Origin of the sequence: Streptomyces sp. NPDC093510 (assembly GCF_040683555.1) — a bacterium.
In the GTDB taxonomy this organism is placed as follows: Bacteria; Actinomycetota; Actinomycetes; order Streptomycetales; family Streptomycetaceae; genus Streptomyces.
This window is the reverse complement of sequence record NZ_JBFBEE010000001.1, coordinates 109681-130663: the sequence shown is the minus strand read 5'-3', so window position 1 is coordinate 130663 and position 20983 is coordinate 109681. Positions and strand designations below refer to the sequence as shown.

Sequence of the window (20983 nt, the reverse complement as noted above, 5' to 3'; positions counted from 1 at the left end):
GGCATGGTCAAGGCTCCGCGAGCCGTCTCGCCGCGCGGACCGCCGGCGCCATCGAGTGGGGCAGCAGGTCCGCCGGACTGTCCGGCATGATCACGTCGACGTCCACGTCCTCCTGGAAGCGGTAGGGCCGGTGCGCGAGCAGACCGCCCAGATAGCGTCGTACGCGCGAGAGTTCGGCGCGGACCGTCACCGTGCGCGCCGGGTCCCCGAACATGTCCTCGGCCAGGCCGGAAGCGGTGCGTCCGGTGCGGTACGTACAGAGCAGGAAGAGGAGTTCGGCGTGGCGCGGACTCAGCTCGTGCGTCCAGTCGTGGGCGCCGCCCAGCACCGAGAGCGTCCAGCGGCGCGGGCTGCTCACGTCCAGGACGAGCCGCGTCGCGGCGACCGGCCGGGGCGCGTCACCGGGGTCCTCCGCCCGCAGCAGCCAGCCGCCGGGCAGCGGCTCCACCAGGCAGGAACCCAGCGACGGCAGCCAGGTGCGGCCCGCCCCGAAGGACTTGGGGAGGGCGAGGCGGTCCGCCGGGGGCATGCCCGTCACCGCGGCCGTCCAGCCGTGCGTGTCCACCGCCACCGCCCGCCCTTCGAGCCGGGCGAGGACCGGGGCCGCCACCGCGCGCAGCCGGTCCAGCGCCCTCACGTGCCGCTCCCGCAGCCGGGCCTCGGCGAGTTTGGCCACCGAGTCGACCAGCGCGAGGGTCGCGGGATGGATGGTCTGCAGCGGGCCGCTCACGTCGACCACACCGAGCAGCCTGCCGTCACGCGGGTCGGTCACCGGGGCGCCCGCGCACGTCCACGGGTGGTGGGTCTGCACGAAGTGCTCGGCGGAGAAGACCTGCACGGGGCGGCGCACCACCAGCGGAGTCCCCAGGCCGTTCGTGCCGACGACGTCCTCGCCCCAGTCCGCGCCCGGTTCCAGGCCGTGGGCGTCCGCCTGGCGCAGCACCGCGGCGCTGCCCTCGCGCCACAGCACCCGCCCCTCCGCGTCGCAGACGACCATGATGTGCTGCGCGGCGTCCGCCACGGAGACCAGGGCGTTGCGCAGGACGGGCAGGACGTCCAGGAGCGGCGAGGTGCGGCGGCGCTCCTCCAGCTCCTCCTCGGCCAGCAGCCGGGACCGGAAGTCGTGGTCGGGGTCGACCCCGCCGAGCAGCATCCGCCCCCACGAGTCGCCGATCACCGGGCGCGGCAAAATCCTCGGCCGCTGCCCGGAGAGCGTGGCGTCGCGCACCCCCTTCAGGAGGTGCGCGGCGTACGCGAGGTCCATGGCGGACATCCGCGCCAGATCTATCGTCGAGGGGGCGTTCATCACCACTGGGTCCTTTCCGGCCAGACCAGTGTGTAGGGGCAGGCAACCATCGTGCCCCCTGCGCGCGTGCCCCGGCGCCGCATCAGCGGGGAAACCGACGTGGCGACGCCACGAGTTGCAACCTCCTGCAACCCTGGCCGACGGCCGGGCGGTGCCCGAATCTGGACGCAACACCGCCCGTGCGGTGCTCATGCTCCTCTTGGGGCCTGAAGGGCGGGGGTGGTGCCGTGTCGGCGCGGCGCCACCCCCGTGTCAGACGCCGGGTGCGGCCCTCTCCACCACCGTGGCCAGATCGAGGCTGTGCGGCAGTGTGCCGAACGCCGCGCCCCAGTCCCCGCCGAGCCGTGAGGCGCAGAACGCGTCGGCGACCTCCGCGGGCGCGTACCGCACCAGGAGCGATCCCTGGAGCACCAGCGCCATCCGCTCCACGAGCCGGCGCGCCCGCCCCTCGACGCCGTCCAGGTCGGCCAGTTCGGTCAGCAGGTCCTTGATCGCCCCGTCCAGACGGTGGTCGGCGCCGCGCTCCGCACCGACCTCCTGGAGGAACGCGTTGAGGGCGAGCGGCTCACGCTGCAGCGCCCGCAGCACGTCCAGCGCCTGGACGTTCCCCGACCCCTCCCAGATGGAGTTGAGCGGCGCCTCGCGCAGCAGCCGCGGCATGCCCGACTCCTCCACGTACCCGTTGCCGCCCAGGCATTCGAGGGCCTCGCCGACCAGTGGCGTGCACCGCTTGGTCACCCAGTACTTCGCGGCGGGCACGGCGAGCCGCAGGAACGCCCGCTCCTGCTCGCTCCCGTCGTCGTACGCCGCCGCGAGCCGCATCGCGAGCGTCGTCGCCGCCTCGGACTCCAGCGCCAGATCGGCCAGTACGTTGCGCATGAGCGGCTTGTCGACGAGCTTGCCGCCGAACGCCTCCCGGTACGTGGCGTGATGCACCGCCTGCGCCACGGCCTGCCGCATCAGCGCCGCCGAACCGATCACGCAGTCGAGCCGGGTCGCCGCCACCATCTCGATGATGGTGCGCACCCCGCGCCCCTCGTCCCCGACCCGGCGCGCCCACGTCCCTTCGAACTCCACCTCGCTCGACGCGTTGGACTTGTTGCCCAGTTTGTCCTTGAGCCGCTGGATGGCGAAGGCGTTCCGCGAGCCGTCGTCGAGGACCCGCGGCACCAGGAAGCAGGTCAGGCCCTGGTCGGCCTGCGCGAGCACCAGGAACCCGTCCGACATGGGCGCCGAGCAGAACCACTTGTGCCCCGTGAGCGCGTACGTCCCGTCCTCCGCCAGGGCCTGCGCGCGCGTCGTGTTGGCCCGCACGTCGCTGCCGCCCTGCTTCTCCGTCATGCCCATCCCGAAGAGCACGCCCGCCTTCTGCGACGCCGGGCGCAGCCCCTCGTCGTACACGGTCGAGGAGAGCCGCGACTCCCACTCGGCGGCGAGTACCGGGTCGGTGCGCAGCGCGGGCACCGCGGCGTGCGTCATCGAGACCGGACAGCCGTGCCCCCCTTCGACCTGCGTCCACACCAGGAACCCCGCGGCCCGCCGCACATGCCCGCCGGGCCGCGACCAGGCGGTCGTCAGGCCCGCGGAGACGGCCTTGCCGAGCAGCCGGTGCCACGCCGGATGGAAGTCGACCTCGTCGATCCGGTTCCCGTAACGGTCATGGGTGTGCAGAACGGGAGGATTGGCGTTGGCCTGTTCCCCCCACCGCTGCGCCTGGGCCGAACCCGCGGAGCGGCCGAGCAAGGAGAGTTCGTCGCGGGCCGTGTCGAGGAGCGCCGGATCCAGATGCCGCTCGACGCCCTCCACGAGAGCCCGGTCGGACGCGAATACGTCATATCCCACCAGGGGCGGAGCCTGGTTGGTCACTGTGTGGGTGCTGGCTGCCATGCCGCTACGGTAAGGAGGTGCACCAGGCAAAAGAAACACCCGGGCGGCCGTCGGGCCGCTGGAACCGGGCCCGCGCTCTCTACCGGAACGTCTCCAAGCGCAGGACCGCCTGGCTGCTGCTCAAGGACACCGTCAACTCGTGCATCGAGTACCGCATCCTGGGGCTCGCGGCCGAGGCTGCGTTCTTCACGCTGCTCTCCGTTCCACCGCTGCTGCTGAGTCTGATCGGCCTGCTCGCCTACGTCGACCGGTGGACCGGCGCGGACACCATCGCCAGCGTCCAGAACAACATCCTGGAGGCGTCCCGCACGATCCTGTCCGACCGGGGCGTCCACCAGATCGCGGAGCCGATACTGGACGACGTGATGCGGGTCAGCAGACCCGACGTCATCTCCATAGGGTTCCTCTTCGCCCTGTGGTCGGGCTCGCGCGCCGTCAACGTCTTCATCGACACCATCACCGTGATGTACGGGCTCGACGGCGTGCGCGGCATCGTCAAGACCCGGATACTCGCCTTCGGCCTGTTCCTGGTGGCGCTGCTCATCGGCTCCGTCGCGCTGCCGCTGATGGTGGCGGGTCCGGACGCGGTGGTGAAACTCCTGCCCGGTTCCACGACGGTGGTCCAGATCCTCTACTGGCCCGTCGTCGTCATCCTCTCCGTGGTCTTCCTGACGACGCTGTACCACGTGTCGGTACCGGTGCGTTCGCCGTGGGTCGAGGACATGCCGGGCGCGCTGATCGCGCTCGCCATGTGGGTGCTCGGCAGCTTCCTGCTCCGCATCTACCTCACCAGCACGGTGGAGGGCCCCACCATCTACGGCTCGCTCGCGGCACCGGTCGCCGTGCTGCTGTGGATCGGCGTATCGGCGTTCGCGGTCCTTGTCGGCGCCGCCGTCAACGCGGCGATCGACCGGGTCTGGCCGTCCGTCGCCACGGCCGTGGCGCGCGCCGCCAACGACCGCATAAGGGAGGCGCAGGCCGCGGAGGTGGTGGCCCGCGCGGCCGCGCGCGAGGCGGCGGGGGGCAGCGAGGACCCCGACGACGCCGACGACCCCGAGATGCCCTCCGAGTTCCCCGAGCGCTGGTCCCGCTTCCTGCCGCCGGACGACGTGACGTCGCGCCTGCGGACGCCCGCGAAGCAGGGGAAGCACGCGAAGCGGTCCGGAGACGACAGCCCCTCCGGCGATTGAGGAGCGGGGTCCGGGGCAGAGCCCCGGAACCTCACCCCGAGTGCCGGGGCTCATGACTTCCAGGTACCGGCCCCGGCGCACTCGCGGGCGAAGTCGGCGAAGTCCCTGGGCTCCCGGCCGAGGACCTCCCGCACCCCCTCGGAGAGCTGCGCGTTGCGGCCGTCGAGGTTCGTCTCGAACAGCTCGACCAGGAACTCCACTTCCCCGGCAGGCACCCCGAACTCCGCGAGGGCGGCCCCGTACTCACGGGCGGACACCGGCACGTACGTCATCTCGCGCCCGGCCGCCGCCGCGACCTCGGCCACCGCCTGCCGGAAGGAGAGGAGCAGTGGCCCGGTCAGGTCGAGGGTCCGGCCCGTGAACCGGTCGCCGCCGGTCAGCGCGGCCACCACCACGTCCGCGATGTCCCGCGTGTCGATGAAGGGTTCGAGCACCTCGCCGGCCGGGAAGACCAGCTCCCCGCCCCGCATCTCGTCGAGCAGCGGGCCCTCGCTGAGGTTCTGCGCGAACCAGCTGGCCCGCACCACCGTCCACTCCGCGCCCGACTCCCGCACGGCCCGCTCCGTCGCGTGCGCCTGCTCCTCGCCCCGCGCCGACAGCAGCGTGAGCCGCCGTACGCCGAGGGCGACCGCCCGCCGTGCGAACGCGCCCACCGCCTCGGCCGCGCCGGGCGCCCCGACGTCCGGCAGATACGCGAGGTGCGCGGCGTCCGCACCCCGCAGCGCGTCCGCCCAGGTCGACCGGTCCGCCCAGTCGAACCGCACCGCGCCGGACCGCGAAGCCGCCCGCACCGTGAGGCCCGCGGCCTCGGCCGACTCCACCACTCGGCGGCCCACCCGCCCGCTCGCACCCGTCACCACAACCGTCATGTCCGCCGTGTTCGCCGTGTTCGCTGTGTTCGCTGTGTTCGCTGTCTTCGTCATGTACGTCAGTCAACTGCCGCGCCGCCCGGCGAACCATCGGCGAGGAGCTCACCCCCATACGCGTGCGTCTACGCTGCCGTCATGGACGTACTGGCCGGACTGCTTGAAGGACCGCGGGCGCGCGGCGCCTTCATGATCCGCACGCTCTTCGACCCGCCCTGGTCCGTCCGCGTCGCGGACGAAGCGCCCCTGTCGGTCATGATCATGGTGCGCGGCACCGCCTGGATCGTGCCCGCGGACGGAGCGCCCGCCCAGCGCATCGGGCCCGGTGACCTCGCCGTCGCCCGCGGCCCCGGCCACTACACCTGCGCCGGCGAACCCGGCACCGCGCCCTTCGCCGAGATCCGGCCGGGGGAGCGCTGCGTGCCGCTCGACGGCTCCCCCGTCGCGCGCTACCGCGACCTGGGCCTGCGCGCCTGGGGCGAGTCGCACGACAGCTCCGTGGAACTGCTGATCGGCACCTACCAGCTGCGGGGCGAGATCACCGGACGCCTCCTCGACGCGCTGCCGCCGCTGCTCGTGCTGCCCGCCGACGTGTGGGAGTGCCCGCTCACCCCGCTCATCGCCGAGGAGATCGGCAAGGACGATCCCGGCCAGGCCGTCGTCCTCGACCGGCTCCTCGACCTCCTCCTGATCGCCGCGCTCCGCGCCTGGTTCTCCCGCCCCGAGGCGGCGGCCCCCGCCTGGTACCGCGCGATGGGCGACCCGGTCGTGGGCCGTGCCCTGCGTCTCCTCCAGGACGATCCGGCGCACCCCTGGACGATCGCGGACCTCGCGGCGAAGGCGGGTGTCTCGCGGGCCGCGCTGGCCCGGCGGTTCGGCGAGCTCGTGGGGGAGCCCCCGATGACGTACCTGACGAACTGGCGGCTCGCGCTCGCCGCCGACCTGCTGCGCGACAGCGACCTGACCATCGGCTCGATAGCCCGCAGGGTCGGCTACGGCAGCGCGTTCGCCCTGTCCGGCGCCTTCAAGAGGGTGTACGGGGTCAGCCCGCAGGAGCACCGCACGCCCGCGGCGTAGCCATTCGTGCGCGGGCGTAGCCTTTTGTACGTGACCGAGGAGACCGGCCCCGGCGACGCGGGAGCCTACCGGGAGCGGCCGTCCGCGCTGCCCGGCGCGGTCGTGTGGACCCGCACGGCCACGGGCGCCCCCGGCGACACCCGCCCGGTGCTGCCCGACGGCTGCATGGACCTGCTGTGGACCGAGGGCAGGCTGTTCGTCGCGGGCCCGGACACCCGTGCGTACGCTCCCGACGGCGGGCCGGGACGGTACGTCGGCATCCGCTTCTACCCCGGCACCGCCCCCGCCCTCCTCGGGGTCCCCGCCCACGAACTGCGCGACCGGCGGGTGGAGCTCGCCGACCTGTGGACCGCCGCGCAGGCGCGCCGCCTCATCGGGAAGGTCGACGCGGCGAGCGATCCGATGGCCGCGCTGGAGGCCGTCGCGGCGGACCGTGCCGCCGACGCCGGGCCGCCCGACCGGCTCCTCGCCCACGTCGTCGAGTCGCTGCGCGCGGGCAGGTCGGTCGCGCGGACCGCGGCGGCCGTGGGCGTCAACGCCCGCCTGCTGCACCGCCGTTCGCTCCACGCGTTCGGGTACGGACCCAAGACGCTGGCCCGGGTGCTGCGGCTGCAGCGGGCGCTGGCGCTGGCCCGCGACGGCCTGCCGTACGCGGCGACGGCGGCCGCCGCGGGCTTCGCCGACCAGGCCCATCTCGCGCGCGACGTCAAGGAGTTGACGGGCCTGCCGCTGGGTGAACTACTCGGCGTCGGCCGCCCCTAGAGGTGCGAAGAGGTCCACGCCGTTGCCGTCCGGGTCGAGCAGGACCGCGTACCGCTGGCCCCAGGGCGCGTCGAACGGCTTGAGCTCGCTTCCGTACCCGGCGCCCGTCATGTCCTCGTGCACCGCGTCGACCCCGGCGGGCGTGCCGCAGTGGAAGGCCAGCCCGATCCGGCCGGCGCTCGCGGGCGGCTGCCAGTCCGGGTGGAAGGACCGGACGGTGTCCTCCGTGTCCAAGGCGATGCGCAGACCGCCCGGGAGCGCCGCCTCGACGTGCGGAGCGCTCTGCGACCCGGCGGGGAACTCCAGGCCGAGCCTGCGGTAGAAGGCGAGCGACGCGGTCAGGTCGGAGACGACGAGACCGATCAGGTCGAATCGGGGAGTGGGTGATACCGGTGTGCTGTTCATGCCCGCAAGCGTAGGCAGCGGGCCGCCGCGGGGTCTTGAAGGAATCGGACACCCGCCCGGTCGACGCGTACGAGTGGTGGTCTACGGCACTCAGTTGACGGACGTCTACCTTCCGCCACGGCTCGACCAGCGGGAACGCGAAACGGCCCCCGACGGGCGGCTGCGGCGACTGTCACGGCCCCCGAATCCCCGCTACGTTGGAAGACATGGACTATCCCGGTGACAACCGGCTCGCGGCGGCGGTCGTGGTGTTCCGCCGCCGTGTGCTGCTCGTGCGACGCAGCGAGACCGAGCGGTTCCTGCCCGGCGTGTGGGGCGTACCGTGCGGGAAGCTGGAGCCCGGCGAGAGTCCGCGGGACGGTGTCCTCAGAGAGCTCAAGGAAGAGACGGGACTGCTCGGGCAGGTCCTCCGCAAGGTCGGCGAGTCCTCCTTCGTCAGTACCTACCGCGGACACGAGGTGAAGAACTGGCAGGACAACTTCCTGGTCCGCCCGCTCACCTTCGACGTGTCCCTGCCCCTGCCCGACCAGGACCACCGCTGGATCGCCCCCGCCGACCTCGGCACCGTCCGGATCGACGACTACAACCGCGAGATCGTCCGCCAGGCCTTCGGCTGAGCCACCGCGCCTGCCGCGACCACCGCGCCCGCCGGGCCGTCAGCCGAGCAGATCCGCGAGCGTCGAGAGCTCGGCCAGATAGTCGTTCACCTCCAGAGGCTTCTTCGCCACCGCCCGGCCCCCCGGCTCCGCGACCGGACCGACGAACACGTCCGTGTACCGCCGCCGCCCAGCACCCGTCTCGAGGAACAGGGTGACCGCGGGCCGCGACGAGGCGCACCACGCACGGTGCAGGACGTGCGGCGGCAGCGCGTAACCGCTCCCCTCCGCGTACTGCGCGGTCTGCGTGAGACGGAGCCGCGCCCCGCCCGCGGGCTCCAGGAGCCAGTCGCCCTCCTTGCCGGACAGCGACTCCCGGTACCAGGACGTGGCGATCCCCTCACCGGCGGCGGGGTCCGCGGGCTCGTACAGCTCCATGCCGAGCGCGCCCCGCACCACGTAGGAAGCCAGCGGCGAGCGGTGGTTGTGGATGTCCTCGCGTGTGCCGCGGCCGGGATGCCACACGTGCGCGCGCAGCATGTGCCGCGGTCCGCCGTCGATCAGGAGCAGCTTGTCGAAGCCGAGGACGTGGCGGTACGAGAGGAGCGCGCACCCCGAAGGGTCGCCGACACCGGACGCCAGCTCGCGGACGATGGGCAACAGGCGCCGCGGGGCGCCCAGTTCGGCGACGACCGCGCGGGCGGACCGCACCAGCTCGTCCCCCGTCGCCCGGTCCAGAGCCTCTTGTAGGAGCCGCGTGGCGTTGTGGACGTGCCGACCACCCAATGCACTCTCCCCCTCGTCCGCGCGCCCCGCGTCGCCGGGGGTTCAGGCACCCGGCTGATACATCCATACGGCATGTGCGCGCAGCGCGGAAAGGCCTTGGTAGGTCATCCACAGCGGGTAGGCGAGATCGACGCCGTCCCACGTCCAGATTCCGTTGTCCTGCTGCCGCCACACGGAGGCGGCCGAACCCGACAGCATCTCCTGCCAGACCGCTTCCCGCTCCTCGTCGGCGGCGACCGCAGGGGCGTCCGGGGTGAGCAGCGCCCGCACCACCCAGGCCGCCGAGAAGTGCCGTACGGAGAGCACCTCGTGGCGCGAGGCGTCCACGGGGTGCGGCCTGCGCACCGTCTCGTGGCCGCTCTCCAGGTCGTCGCAGCCGTCGTGCGCGGGCCCCGGGCAGGAGAGGAGCCAGCGGATGCCCTCCTCGCGTGTGGCGCGGGCGTTCGCGTCCTCGCCGAGCACCCGCGCCGCCCGGTCCAGGGCGACGACGGCCTGCGCGGTGTGCACGGCCGACGGCGCCACCGCCCGGCCGCGCGGCGGGGTGAGCCGGGAGCCCCAGCAGCGCCGGTGGCCGCGCGCCGGATCGGTGACGGCCCCGTCGACGAGCGCGTCCCGCAGCAGCGGCAGCGCCGGCGAGTCCGGTGCGGCGCGCAGCAGTCCGCGCAGCACCGTGGTGACCACATGGGTCAACTCCATTCCGGCGGGCTCCAGTTCGCGGGAGAACCGCTCGGTGCACCGCTCCGCCTCCGCGGCGAGGAGCCGGGGATCGGCGCCCGCCCGCGCGAGCGCGCCGAGCACGAGCGCGGTCACCTCGGGGCGCCCCACCACCCCCTGCGAACGGGCCGCCCAGCCGCCCTCGGGCAGCCGCAACCGCCACAGCGTCTCCACGAGCTCCGAGGCGCGCAACCGCCCGTCGGGCATGCCGAGTTCGAGGACGATGTGGAGTCCGTACGCGGTGCCGGTCGGGGTCGGACGGACCGGCCCCGGCTGTTCGTCGAGCGCGTGCGGCCAGCCCGCGAGGCGGCCCCGCAGCGGATCGTCGAAGACCGTCAGGCGGTCGGCGAGCGTGGCGTACGTGGCGGCGGAGAGCCCCGGCAGCGGGCCGGGCGCCGCCGCTTCCGCCGCGCCCCGGGTGCCTCCTGTCAGGGCGCGGCGCTGCGCAGGCACCCCGTCGAGGCCACCGTCCTCGCCACCCTCGCTGCCCTCGCCGTCCTCCCCGTCGCCTGCCGCCGCCCGGGCCCGCAGCAGCGCGCCGGCCAGCCAGGCGGAGACCCCCGTCCCGAGACCGCTGACCACGGCGAGCGAGTAGCGGGCCGTGTCGCCGAAGAGCCCGTCGGGCAGCAGCCCCACCAAGGCCTGGAACACGGCGTATCCCACGGCGGCGGGGCCGAGCCTGCCGAGCCACGCCACGAGCCGCCCGGACGGGGGCTCGGGCGGCGCGGGCTGCCCGGTGGGGTCTGTGTTTCCGCGCATGGGTGCTGTAGGCATGAACTCCACTTACCCATAAGACACTTGTGACGAAAGGAAGTGAGCACCGTGCCCGGTTCGGAACCGACGGCGGATCTCACCGGCTGGAACGTGGCCCCGTTCACGGAGGCCGGTCTCACGCATGATGTCTATGAGAAGGGGACAGGCCCCGGTGTCGTCCTGGTTCCCGAAATCCCGGGCGTGCATCCAGGAGTCCTGGGCCTCGGCGAACACCTGGTGAAGCAGGGCTTCACCGTCGCGATCCCGTCCCCCTTCGGCGAGCCGGGCCGCCCCGTCTCCACTCCGTACGTGCTCGGCGTCTTCGGGAAGGTCTGCGTGGCCGCGGAGTTCCGCGCCTTCGCCACCAACGCCCGGCGCCCGTTCGCGGACTACCTGCGCGCCCTCGCCCGCGACCTGGCGTCCCGCACGCCGGGTCCCGGCGTCGGCGTCATCGGCATGTGCTTCACGGGCGGCTTCGCGCTGGCCGCCGCCACGGACGACTCCGTCCTCGCCCCCGTGCTCAGCCAGCCCTCGCTGCCGCTTCCGGTGAGCGCCGCCCGCCGCGTCGACCCGGGCCTGTCCCGCGCCGAGTTCGACACGGTCGTGGCCCGCACAAGGAACGAGGGCCTGTGCGCGCTCGGCCTGCGCTTCAGCGAGGACAAGCTGGTGCCGCGGGACCGCTTCGCCACCCTGCGCCGCCACTTCGGTGACGCCTTCGAGGTGATCGAGCTCGACTCGTCGCCGGGCAACGAGACGGGTTTCGCGAAGTCCGCGCACTCGGTCCTCACGGAGGAGGTCCGTGAGGAGCCCGGTCACCCGGCGTACGCCGCCCGCGAGCGGGTCGTGCGGTTCCTCCGTGAACGGCTGACCACCGCCGGGTGACCGGGCGGCACCCCGGCTCAGCGTCCGTGAGTTCAGTCGTCCGTGAGTTCAGTCGTCCGTGAGTGAGAAGACGCAGCTCAGGGTCGACGGCCGGGGTGTGGCGCGGAGTTCGTACTGCGGCAGGACGCCGGGGCCGCACGACTGGGTGCCGATGCCGTGCCGGGCGATGTCGAGGTTGACCCAGACCGTGTCGCCGGGCGTGAGATCCGTGCGGTGCCGGGCGGCGTCGAGCTGTTCGGTCGTCCAGCGCCGCGCGGTGAACGCGGGAGCGCCGTCGCTCTCCACGCGCAACCAACCCACCTCGGCCCAGCGGACGGCCGCGCGCGCCCCGTTCTCCTGCGGGCGCACGTACGGCGTCTGCATCGCGTCGAGGTCCGACTCCCAGATGCCGATCAGCGAGGCGGCCGCGGTGTCGGGGTAGGCCTCGCCCGGCCCGCCGCCGAACCACCGGACCCGCCCCGACGCGCCCGGCAGCCCGAAGCGGATGCCCAGCCGGGGCAGTGGCACGGGCCAGTCGCCCTCCGGTGTCACGGACATCCGCAACAGCAGCTTGTCGCCGTCCGACACCCAGCGGTACTCCGTGCGCAGCGCCAGGTCGCTCGCCGCCGGCGCCACCCGGGTGCGTACGGTCAGCGCTTCACCGGCCGTTTCGACGGAGTCGACGCGGTGCCGCATCCGGTGCAGGCCCAGCTTTCGCCAGAGGGAGGCCACGGACGGCTCGGGGCGCCAGGGCATGCCGTTGTCGTTGTCGGTGGGGGCCCGCCACACGTCCAGGCGCAGATCCCTGACCTCGCGGCCGCGGAAGGTGAGGAGCGAGCCGGTGCGGGCGTCGAAGTCCGCGGCGCCGAGCGTGATCCGCCGGCCGTCCGCGTCGCGCACCGGGGCCGCGCCGCCGGGGACGGGCAGGCCCGTGCCGTACTCGACGGGCAGCTGGGCCCACGCCACCACGTGCCCCTGGGGTGCCCACGCCGTGTCCTCGGCGAGCGACGCCCGCACCGTCCACTGGGTCTCGGCGTCCGGGTCCCGGGGCGGCGGGGGCGGCAGCCGCACCTCCGCGCGCTCGCCGGGACCGGCCTGCGGCACCGTGAGGACACCCTCCGCGACGGTCCTGCCGTCCTTCTCGTACGTCCAGGTGAAGGCGAGGTGGGAGAGGTCGGCGAAGTCGTGGAGGTTGGTGACGGTGAGCGTCCCGGCCCGTCCGTCGCCCTCGATGCGGACCGGCTCGACGACCTTCTTGTACTCGACGAGACCGGGGGACGGCGTCCGGTCGGGGAACACCAGGCCGTCGCAGACGAAGTTGCCGTCGTGCAGCTCCTCGCCGAAGTCGCCGCCGTACGCGTAGCCGTACGCGGGGTGCGTGATGCCGTGGTCGATCCACTCCCAGACGAAGCCGCCCTGTAGCCGCCCGTACGTCTCGAACAGCCGCTGGTACTCGCTGAGTCCGCCGGGGCCGTTGCCCATGGCGTGCGCGTACTCGCAGAGGATGAACGGGAGCCGGCGCCGCTTCTGCGGCCCCTCGTCGGCGCGGCGGCCGATGCGTTCGACCTCGGCGTGGTCGGCGTACATCCGCGAGTAGACGTCGGTGTCCTCGCACGACGCGTCGCCCTCGTAATGGAGGAGGCGGCTGCCGTCACGGGCGCGCATCCACTCGGCCATGGCGGTCAGGCCGCGGCCGGTCCCGCACTCGTTGCCGAGCGACCAGAGGATCACCGACGCGTGGTTCTTGTCGCGCTCGACCATGCGGGCCGCGCGGTCGAGGAGGGCGGGCGTCCAGCGTTCGTCGTCGACCGGGTTGCCGCGCCAGTCCACCGCCTGGAACCCGTGGGTCTCCAGGTCGCACTCGTCGATGACCCAGAGGCCGAGCTCGTCGCAGAGGTCGAGGAACGCCGGGTGGGGCGGGTAGTGGCTGGTGCGGACGGCGTTGATGTTGTGACGCTTCATCAGAATCGCATCCGCGCGCATCGTTTCGAGGTCGAGGGCGCGGCCCGTGTCGGGATGGAACTCATGGCGGTTCACGCCCCGGAAGAGGACCGGGCGGCCGTTGACCTTGATGACGCCGTCCTCGACGGCGACCGTGCGGAAGCCCACCCGCAGCGGAATCCGCTCGCCGGGCGTGGCCAGCGTCGCGTCGTACAGCCGAGGCGTCTCTGCCGTCCACGGCTCCACGGCCATGGCGACCTGCTCGCCGGTCGGTACGTCGATGTTCAACTCCGGTACGGTGACCCGTCCTTGGACGTCCGAGTCGACCCGCAGCGTGCCCGTCCCCGCGCGGTGGTCGTACGCCGCGTGCACGAAGAAGTCACGGGCGCAGCCATCGGGCCGGTGCAGCAGCGTCACGTCGCGGAAGATGCCCGGCAGCCACCACTGGTCCTGGTCCTCCAGGTACGAACCGGCGGACCACTGGTGGACGCGGACCGCGAGGACGTTGCCCCCGGGCCGCAGCAGCTCGCCGACGGCGAACTCGTGGGGGAGGCGGGAGCCCTTGAAGTCGCCGAGCTCCGTGCCGTTCAGCCAGACGCGGGCACACGACTCGACGCCGTCGAAGCGGAGGACCGCGGCGCCGTCCCGCGGCCAGTCGGCGGGCAGGTCGAAGCGGCGCAGATGGTCACCGGTCGGGTTCTCGGTGGGCACGCGGGGCGGGTCGAGGGGGAACGGGTAGAGCTGGTTGGTGTACTGGGGCGCGCCGTGGCCCTGCAGCACCCAGTGGCCGGGCACGGCGATCTCGCCCCAGGCGTCCGAGGCGTCCGAGGCGTCGGGGTCGTACCCGTCGGCGGCGAACGCGTCGTCCTCGGCGTCGGCGGTCGGGGAGAGGCGGAAGCGCCAGCGGCCGTTGAGGGAAAGGGTGGCGGCGTCCGACGTCGCGTACCAGGCGCGGGGCGGGAGAGCGCCGCTGCCGGGGGACACGTCCTCGTGGTGGGGAAGCTCCATGGGTTCCATCAGACCGTGCGGGGGCCGGGGGCCGCCATCGTCCCGGGCCGGAAGTCGTTGGATTCTTCGAGGATGGCTTGGACGGGTCACCGCCATGGGCCTCCCCCGTGGGGCGGATGCGGCCGCGACCTTCGGACGATGCGGGGGCACCGGACGGGTGGCGAGGATCAAGACGCGAGCCACCGCTCGCCATCCCCCCCGGGCCGTCACCGACGCCCGCCGAGATCGGAGCCCCACCGTGCTGAAGTGGTCCCTGCGCGTCATCGCCGCCGTCGCCATCGTCGCCGCGATCGCCGCGCCCGTCGCCGTGCCCACGCCGGACATGCCGGACGCGCCGGACACGGTGGCCGCCGCACCTGTCGTCGCCGTCGCTGTCGCCGACGCCGCGTCCGAATCCGTCCCCGGGTAACTTGTCGCGTCGTGAACGATCACCGCGAACAGCCGCAGCCACAGTCACAGCCGCAGCCGCAGCCGCAGGAACAGCCGCAGCTCCAGTCCCAGCCCCAGCCGCAAGCGCGACCGGCCGTCGAGGGCGGCGCCCCGCTCCCCGCGACCCCGCTCCCCGCGACCCCGCTCCCCGCGACCCCGCTCCCCGCGACCCCGCTCCCCGCGACCCTGCCCGTCACCGACCGCACCCGTCACCGCCGCCTGCGCGAGCAAGGCAGTCTGGACCGTGCCGACCTGGAGGCGATCCTCGACGCGGGGTTCGTCTGCCACCTCGGGGTCGTCGTCGACGGCCACCCGATGGTCGTGCCCACCGTCTACGGCCGCGACGACACCCATCTCTTCCTGCACGGGTCCGTCGCGAGCCGCAGCCTGGCGTCCGACCCCGGAGCGGCCGTCTGCGTCACCGTCACGCACATCGACGGGCTGATACTGGCCCGCTCGGTGTTCGAACACGGCGTCAGCTACCGCAGCGCGATGATCCACGGGGTCCCGCGCCGGGTGACCGACGCCGAGGAGAAGCTGCGCGGCCTGCGCCTGCTCACCGAGCACGCGACGCCCGGCCAGTGGGACTACGCCCGCCGCCCCAGCCGCAAGGAGCTCGCCGCGACCACCCTGCTCGCGCTCTCCCTCGCGGAGGCCTCGGTCAAGGTCGCGGCGGGGCCGCCCGACGACGGCGACGGCCCGGACGCCGGGCTCGGCGTGTGGGCCGGGAACCTGCCACTGACCGCGACCTGGGGCGAACCGGTGCCCGACCCCCTGCTCCCCCCGGGGATCGCGCCGCCCTCGCACATCACGGGCAGGACCGGAACCCGGCAGGGGTGAGGCGGGTCAGGCGGGTCAGGGCAGTTTCGGGGTCTCGCAGCCGTGTGTCCGCGCCGAGCGGCGGGCGAACTCCGCCAGCGCGGCCCGCTCGTACGCCGGGTCGGCCGCGGCCGGCTTGGTGCGGCGCCTCTTGTACGCACCGGATCGCTCCGCCTCCCACGCCTCCCCGTCCCGCACCGTGAACAGTGCGGGGCCGCTCCCGTCCCGGCACGCCGCGCTCGCCCAGTGCCCGCCGCCCGCCAGGCGGCCCGCCGGGGCCTCGCCGGGGCCAGGCTTGTCGGTGTACTCACCGTGGCGGCGTTCGTAGGCGAGGCGCTCGATCTCCGCGTACGGGCCGTAGGACGCGACGAGGTGGTAGCGGCGCCCCCCGTCCGAAGGCTTCTTGTCCGGCAGCTCTGGCTGCTCGCCCGCCACGACGCACACTTCGACGGGAGCGTCGGAGCTCGCGCTCTCCCACACGCGGGACAGCCGCCCGCCCCGGCCGGGGCCCCGGCCGGGGACGCCCCGGCAGGTCCCGGCCGCGTCGGCGAGCCGCACGCTTTCGTCGGCGTTGACGGGGAGCGCCACCGCACGCGGCGGCTCGCCCGGTTCGGCGTCGCAGCCCCACTTCGCCGACGCCTTCGCGGCCGTCGCGGTGGCGATGCGCGCGAAGGCGGTGCGGCGGTGCGGGTCGTCCAGTGTGACGTCCTCGTCCTTCGCGGCGACGGTGACGAGGAGACTGCCGCGGTCCCGGGCGCAGTCGAGGAGCGTCACCGCGGTCGCCCCGCTGCCGTCGGAATCGCCGGAGAAGCCCTCGTCGGTCGTGAACATGCCCCGCCGGCCGCCGCCGAGCCCGACGGGCGGCAGCTCGGCCGAAAGGCGCGGGTACAGCGGGCCGTCGTCGTAGCCGCGGCCGGCCGCGCGGTCCACGTCGGCGCCGGTGTCGTCATCGCGCCGCTGCGGCACGCTCTGCACGGTCACCGTGACCTCGGCCTCGTTCGTGTTGCCGCCCGCCATGCGCACACCGTCGCCACTGACGCTGCACGTGACCCCGCGCACCTCGTCGCCCCCGTGTTCCTCGTCGCCCCCGTGGTCCCCGTGGTCCGAGGACCCGTCGTCGTCCGAGGCCCCGCCTGCCATGAGCACGTCCACTCGGCCGGGCCCCGTCTCGAACGGCCCCTCCCCGAGCACGTCCCGCATCTCGCGCGAGGGCAGCACGCCTTCGCACGCCTCGTCGAGCACCCGCTGTGCCACGCGGCGCTCGTGCGGGCCGCCCCACCAGTAGTAGCCGCCCGCGACGAGGGCCAGGGCGACGAGCGCCCCGCAGGACGACAGGATCACGCGTCCCGTCCTCGTCCGCCAGGTCAGTCCCGCTCGCGCCACTCCGCCACCTCTCCCACGATCTTCGTACTGCCGCAGTGCGAACGGCGGGGCCACCCGTCGGGCGCCGCCAGATAGCGGTCGAGCACAGCCCGTGCCTGCCGCGAGAGACGCCGCTGATCCTTCGGTTCGAGGACCACCTCGCCCTCCTCGGGCCCGTAGTCGAAGTCGAACTCGGGCGTCACCGTCACGCGGTGGTACGTCGGACCCGCGACGCACTCGGACCGGGCCCACAGGGCGAGCTGCGGGTCGTCACCCGACCGCTCGACCGTCACGGGCTCGTCGTACCGGGCCGGGGCCTCGGGATCGGGCACCAGCGACGTGTCCGCGTAGTCGTCGTAGGCGCCGCGGGCGAGGACGCCCGACCAGCTCTCCGCGCCCGCCGCCGTGACCGTGAGGTGGCCGGGGGAGCCCGCGCTGTCGTCCCGCCGACCGCCGCACGCGCCGCCGCGCCGGTTGTACGCCGAGTCGTTCCCGTCGAAGGTCCACTCGCCCGTCGACAGCCGCAGCGCCTCGGGGGAGAGCCACGCGCAGAGCTTCGGCGCCTTCTCCCGGGTGCCGCCGGGCTCGGTGGGCAGCGGCTCGCCGCCGCAGCCCTCCTTGCGGGACACCCAGTTGGTGACCTTCGCCGCCGTCCGCGCGGCGGCGATCCGGTCGGCCTCGGAGACGTCGTACTCGTCGGCCCCCTCGGACGGCAGCTCCACCGACACGCGCAGGTCCCGCGTCGTCGGGCCCCGCCCGTGCAGCCCCTTCGGGCAGTCGACGAGCAGCGCGGCCACCACGGCGCCGCCGTCCCAGCGGTCCGCGGAGCCCACGCCGCCCGTCGCGCCCGGCGGAAGGGGCAGGCCGAAGTCGCCGGTCACCGCCTCCGGCGACGTACGCCCCCGGACCGCCTCGGCCCGCACACGCACATCCGCTTCCGAGGTCTTGCCGCCGCCCCAGGCCAGCGTGCAGTCGAGCAGCGCGCGGCTCTCCTGCCGGGGCTGCAGCAGCGTCCCGTACTCGTCCAGCACACCCCGCTCGTCATCGGGCACGGAGGAGTACAGCTCCTCCCGGAGCAGGCCCGCGCAGCCCTGCGCCACCAGATTCCGGTTGGCGTCGAGACGGTCCTCCCGCTCCTCGGCCCGGGACACGGCGATCCAGGTCACCGAAGAGGCGGCCAGCAGGGTCACCACCACTGCGGCCGCCGGCCAGGTGCGCCCCCGCACCCTGCGCGGCGAGCCTCCCTCGGGCATGGTGCTCCCCCTTCCCCCGTGAACGGCACCAAGATCGGGAGGGACGCTATCAACCGCCCGGGGCACCACAGCGGCCCGGACCCTTGTAGGAGGTGGGGGCGTCTGCTTGACTCCGCACGCCCCCGCAACGCTTCCCTGTACGCCCCGCCGTCGTTGGAGGCCGCCATGGAGATCACCCGTAGACGCCTGCTGACCGCCCTGTCGGCCGCCGGTCTCCTGACGGTGGTCCCCGTGGACCGGATGTCCGCGGCCGCGAGCGAGGCGGGCCGCGCCCGGCTCCTCGCCAACACCGTCGCGGTCTTCGCCGGGACCGCCGCGTCCAACGCGCGACCCGAGACGGCCGCGAAGCTCGCCGCCGTCGAGCGGACCGCGCGGGCCCACCTGAAGGCGATGGACGAGGCGGGGGAGGGTGAGCTCTTCGCGGGCCTGGTGCTCGGCACCGACGAGACCAACCTGAACACCGCCTACCGCAAGCTGTACGAGACCGCCCTCGCCACCCGCACGCCGGGCCTCCCCGAGGACCTGTACGGCAGTGCGGCCGTGCGCCGCCGGGTCGTCGACGGCCTGGCCTGGCTGCACGAGCGCTACTACAGGGACCAGTCCAAGGGCTACTACGGCAACTGGTTCCACTGGGAGATCGGCATCTCCCAGCACATCAGCAAGACGCTCGTCCTGCTCGCCGACGAGGTGGCCGCCCAGCGCCCCGGCCTTCTGCCCGCCTACGTCGCCTCGATGGACGCCTATCTGCGCAACGGCACCGACGGCGACGTGGACCTCGACTCCCGCTTCCACACCGGGGCCAACCTCGCCGACATCACCACCAACCGCATTCTCCAGGGTGCCCTCCTGGGCGAGCCGGGCGAGGCCCGCATCCGGAAGGCCCTCACCGATCAGCTGACGGTGTTCCTCACCATCGACCCCTACCGGCTGCGGCACGGCGTGACCGACGGCCACTACGCGGACGGCTCCTTCATCCAGCACTCGTCCGTCGCGTACACCGGCTCGTACGGAAAGGGCCTGCTCACCCGCGTCGTACAGACCCTCAAGATCCTCGAAGGCACCGGCTTCGCACACGGTGAGGAACTCGTGCCGACCGTGTACGGCTGGGTGAAGAACGGTTTCGCCCCGCTGATCTTCGAGGGCTGGATGATGGAGATCGTCAAGGGCCGGGCGGTGTCGCGCCCCGACTCGGGGTACACCGACGTGGCGGTGGTCGTCGAGGCGGTCGTCGACCTCTCCTCGCTCGCCGCGGGCGACGAGGCGACCGCCCTCAAGAGCTACGTCAAATACCTCAGGGCCACCTCGCGCGCCGCCCTGGACCCGGCCCGCTTCGTCTCACCGGTCAGCGTCATGCGCTACGCCGACATCCTCGGCGACGCCGCCGTCCCGTCCGCCGACCTCAGCCCCGCCGCGCGCAGCGTCGCGTTCAACGCCATGGACAAGACGGTGCACCGCAGACCGGGCTACGCCTTCGCGCTCGCGCGAAGCTCCGACCGGATCAGCAAGTACGAGTACATGAGCGGCGAGAACCTCATGCCGTGGTTCCAGGGCGACGGCGCGCACTACCTCTACCTCGCCGGGCAGGACCAGACCCGGGCGTACGGCGTGGACTACTACACCACGGTCTCGCCGTACGGCCTCGCGGGCGTCACCGCGCCGGTGGAACAGCGGCGCACCGTACCGGAGTTGTACGGCAAGCCGTACTACGACAACCCCGGCCACCCACTCAATTTCACGCCGTCGTCCGAGTCGCAGAACAAGTACGTCTACTTCCCGCGCGGCACAAACCGGTACTCGGGCGGCGCCGTCCTCGGGGCGTACGGCGCCGCGGGCATGGTGCAGTCCAGCGACGCCGCGTACCACGACCGGGCGCTGCTGCCCGACGACTTCGTGGTGTACCGGGGGCCGACGGCCACGAAGTCGTGGTTCCTGCTGGACGAGGAGATCGTGGTGCTCGCCGCGGACGTCGGCGATGCAGCGCGGCGGGCCGTCACCACGACCGTCGACGCCCGCACCGCGGCCCCTGACGACCGGATCACGCTCACCGGCGTGCTCCGCGACGGCCGCCCCTGGACCGGCCCGGGCACTGCCGACCTGCGCCGGCTGCGCTACGCCAACGCCACGGAGGGCACCGCGGTCGGCTACGTCTTCCTCGACACGCCAAGGGTGCGCGTCTCTTTGGACGAGGTCACCCGCAGCCGCCGGGCCGTCCGCACCGCCAACCCCGATACGAAGGTGACGCGTTCGGTGTTCGGCGTCACCGTCGACGGGGCGGCGGGCGCCCCACCGGCCCGGCTGGCCTACGCGCTGGTGCCGAACGCCGACGACGACCACCTGCGGGCCCACCGCTACGGACCGCTCAAGGTCCTCGCCAACTCCCGCCACCTCCAAGCCATTTCACACACCGGTCTCGGCATCACGGCCGCCAACGCCTTCACGCGGGGGTGGCACGAGACCGTCGGCCTGCGCGTGCACGGGCCCGCCTCGGTCATCGTGCGCCGCCAGGCCGCGAAGGGGCGCCGCGGAACCGTCTCCGTCGCGGTGTCCGACCCGACGACGGACCGGGACACCGTGACGGTCCTGCTCCGCGGCCGCACCCTGCGGAAGGTCACCGCGGACCCGGAGGTCCGGGTGAGCAGGGCTTCCGGCGGCACCCGCGTCGAGGTCGACACGCACCACGCGTACGGCAGAAGCTTCACGGTCGAGCTGGCCGAATGAAGTTCCGTACGCAGAAGGCCGGGTGACGCCTGCTCACCTCTCCTCGACGCTGATGGCTTGTACCGGGCAAGTCCGCGCGGCCTCACGCACCAGCGGATCACCGCCGCCGTCCTGACGGCCGGGCAGCACCTCGCTGAGACCGTCGTCGTCCTGGGTGAAGACGCCCGGCGCGGTGAGCGCGCACATGCCCGCGCCCACGCACCGCTCCTTGTCGACGTGGATCGTCACGTGTTCCAGCTCCATGGCGCCC

General features: G+C 73.5%; 18 protein-coding genes. 8 read left to right on the top strand and 10 right to left on the bottom strand.

Annotated features, from left to right (window positions below; genetic code table 11):
• Window positions 1–7 precede the first annotated feature (7 nt).
• Window positions 8–1306 carry a GAF domain-containing protein gene (locus AB0N81_RS00480; protein WP_365354336.1) on the bottom strand — a complete coding sequence of 433 codons (1299 nt, stop codon included), beginning with the start codon at window positions 1304–1306 and terminating at the stop codon, window positions 8–10.
• Between the two features lie 252 nt (window positions 1307–1558).
• On the bottom strand, window positions 1559–3193 hold the full coding sequence (locus tag AB0N81_RS00475; protein WP_365354334.1) for an acyl-CoA dehydrogenase family protein: 1635 nt from the start codon (window positions 3191–3193) through the stop codon (window positions 1559–1561).
• A 17-nt stretch (window positions 3194–3210) separates the two neighbouring features.
• Here AB0N81_RS00475 and AB0N81_RS00470 point away from each other — a divergent pair, with 17 nt between their 5' ends.
• Window positions 3211–4383, top strand: a complete 1173-nt coding sequence (locus AB0N81_RS00470) for a YihY/virulence factor BrkB family protein (RefSeq protein WP_365354332.1) — start codon at window positions 3211–3213, stop codon at window positions 4381–4383.
• A 50-nt stretch (window positions 4384–4433) separates the two neighbouring features.
• Here AB0N81_RS00470 and AB0N81_RS00465 read toward each other — a convergent pair whose 3' ends face one another.
• Window positions 4434–5306, bottom strand: coding sequence for an NAD(P)H-binding protein (locus AB0N81_RS00465; RefSeq protein ID WP_365354331.1), 873 nt, complete (start codon window positions 5304–5306; stop codon window positions 4434–4436).
• An 81-nt stretch (window positions 5307–5387) separates the two neighbouring features.
• Here AB0N81_RS00465 and AB0N81_RS00460 point away from each other — a divergent pair, with 81 nt between their 5' ends.
• Both AB0N81_RS00460 and AB0N81_RS00455 read left to right on the top strand, forming a co-directional pair.
• On the top strand, window positions 5388–6326 hold the full coding sequence (locus tag AB0N81_RS00460) for an AraC family transcriptional regulator (protein WP_365354329.1): 939 nt from the start codon (window positions 5388–5390) through the stop codon (window positions 6324–6326).
• A 30-nt stretch (window positions 6327–6356) separates the two neighbouring features.
• Window positions 6357–7088 carry a DUF6597 domain-containing transcriptional factor gene (locus AB0N81_RS00455; protein WP_365354328.1) on the top strand — a complete coding sequence of 244 codons (732 nt, stop codon included), beginning with the start codon at window positions 6357–6359 and terminating at the stop codon, window positions 7086–7088.
• Here AB0N81_RS00455 and AB0N81_RS00450 read toward each other — a convergent pair.
• Entirely contained in the window at window positions 7065–7493 is a 429-nt protein-coding gene (locus tag AB0N81_RS00450) for a VOC family protein (protein WP_365354327.1), read from the bottom strand. The genes AB0N81_RS00455 and AB0N81_RS00450 overlap by 24 nt on opposite strands.
• Before the next feature lie 206 nt (window positions 7494–7699).
• On the opposite strand from AB0N81_RS00450, the gene AB0N81_RS00445 reads away from it, so the two are divergent.
• Window positions 7700–8110 carry an NUDIX hydrolase gene (locus tag AB0N81_RS00445; protein WP_365354325.1) on the top strand — a complete coding sequence of 137 codons (411 nt, stop codon included), beginning with the start codon at window positions 7700–7702 and terminating at the stop codon, window positions 8108–8110.
• 39 nt (window positions 8111–8149) lie between these two features.
• Here AB0N81_RS00445 and AB0N81_RS00440 read toward each other — a convergent pair whose 3' ends face one another.
• Both AB0N81_RS00440 and AB0N81_RS00435 read right to left on the bottom strand, forming a co-directional pair.
• Window positions 8150–8875 carry a hypothetical protein gene (locus tag AB0N81_RS00440; protein ID WP_365354324.1) on the bottom strand — a complete coding sequence of 242 codons (726 nt, stop codon included), beginning with the start codon at window positions 8873–8875 and terminating at the stop codon, window positions 8150–8152.
• Between the two features lie 42 nt (window positions 8876–8917).
• Complete coding sequence (locus tag AB0N81_RS00435) at window positions 8918–10348, bottom strand: hypothetical protein (RefSeq protein ID WP_365354323.1); 1431 nt, start codon at window positions 10346–10348, stop codon at window positions 8918–8920.
• A gap of 63 nt (window positions 10349–10411) precedes the next feature.
• Here AB0N81_RS00435 and AB0N81_RS00430 point away from each other — a divergent pair, with 63 nt between their 5' ends.
• A complete protein-coding gene (locus AB0N81_RS00430) occupies window positions 10412–11224 on the top strand; it encodes a dienelactone hydrolase family protein (RefSeq protein WP_365354322.1) in 813 nt (270 codons plus the stop codon).
• A 48-nt stretch (window positions 11225–11272) separates the two neighbouring features.
• Here AB0N81_RS00430 and AB0N81_RS00425 read toward each other — a convergent pair whose 3' ends face one another.
• Window positions 11273–14152 (bottom strand): glycoside hydrolase family 2 TIM barrel-domain containing protein, encoded by a 2880-nt coding sequence (locus tag AB0N81_RS00425; protein ID WP_365354320.1) that lies wholly within the window; start codon window positions 14150–14152, stop codon window positions 11273–11275.
• A gap of 238 nt (window positions 14153–14390) precedes the next feature.
• Here AB0N81_RS00425 and AB0N81_RS00420 point away from each other — a divergent pair, with 238 nt between their 5' ends.
• Window positions 14391–14561 (top strand): hypothetical protein, encoded by a 171-nt coding sequence (locus AB0N81_RS00420; protein WP_365354319.1) that lies wholly within the window; start codon window positions 14391–14393, stop codon window positions 14559–14561.
• 206 nt (window positions 14562–14767) lie between these two features.
• On the top strand, window positions 14768–15421 hold the full coding sequence (locus tag AB0N81_RS00415) for a pyridoxamine 5'-phosphate oxidase family protein (protein ID WP_365354817.1): 654 nt from the start codon (window positions 14768–14770) through the stop codon (window positions 15419–15421).
• Between the two features lie 15 nt (window positions 15422–15436).
• Here AB0N81_RS00415 and AB0N81_RS00410 read toward each other — a convergent pair whose 3' ends face one another.
• Window positions 15437–16741, bottom strand: coding sequence for a hypothetical protein (locus AB0N81_RS00410; protein WP_365354317.1), 1305 nt, complete (start codon window positions 16739–16741; stop codon window positions 15437–15439).
• A 23-nt stretch (window positions 16742–16764) separates the two neighbouring features.
• The gene (locus tag AB0N81_RS00405; protein WP_365354315.1) at window positions 16765–18015 is read right to left on the bottom strand and encodes a hypothetical protein; all 1251 of its coding nucleotides are present in this window, start codon (window positions 18013–18015) and stop codon (window positions 16765–16767) included.
• A 165-nt stretch (window positions 18016–18180) separates the two neighbouring features.
• Here AB0N81_RS00405 and AB0N81_RS00400 point away from each other — a divergent pair, with 165 nt between their 5' ends.
• Window positions 18181–20733: a polysaccharide lyase family 8 super-sandwich domain-containing protein gene (locus tag AB0N81_RS00400; protein ID WP_365354314.1), complete on the top strand. Its 2553-nt coding sequence runs from the start codon at window positions 18181–18183 to the stop codon at window positions 20731–20733.
• A 33-nt stretch (window positions 20734–20766) separates the two neighbouring features.
• On the opposite strand, the gene AB0N81_RS00395 is transcribed toward AB0N81_RS00400, so the two are convergent.
• A complete protein-coding gene (locus tag AB0N81_RS00395) occupies window positions 20767–20961 on the bottom strand; it encodes a ferredoxin (RefSeq protein WP_365354815.1) in 195 nt (64 codons plus the stop codon).
• Window positions 20962–20983 lie beyond the last annotated feature (22 nt).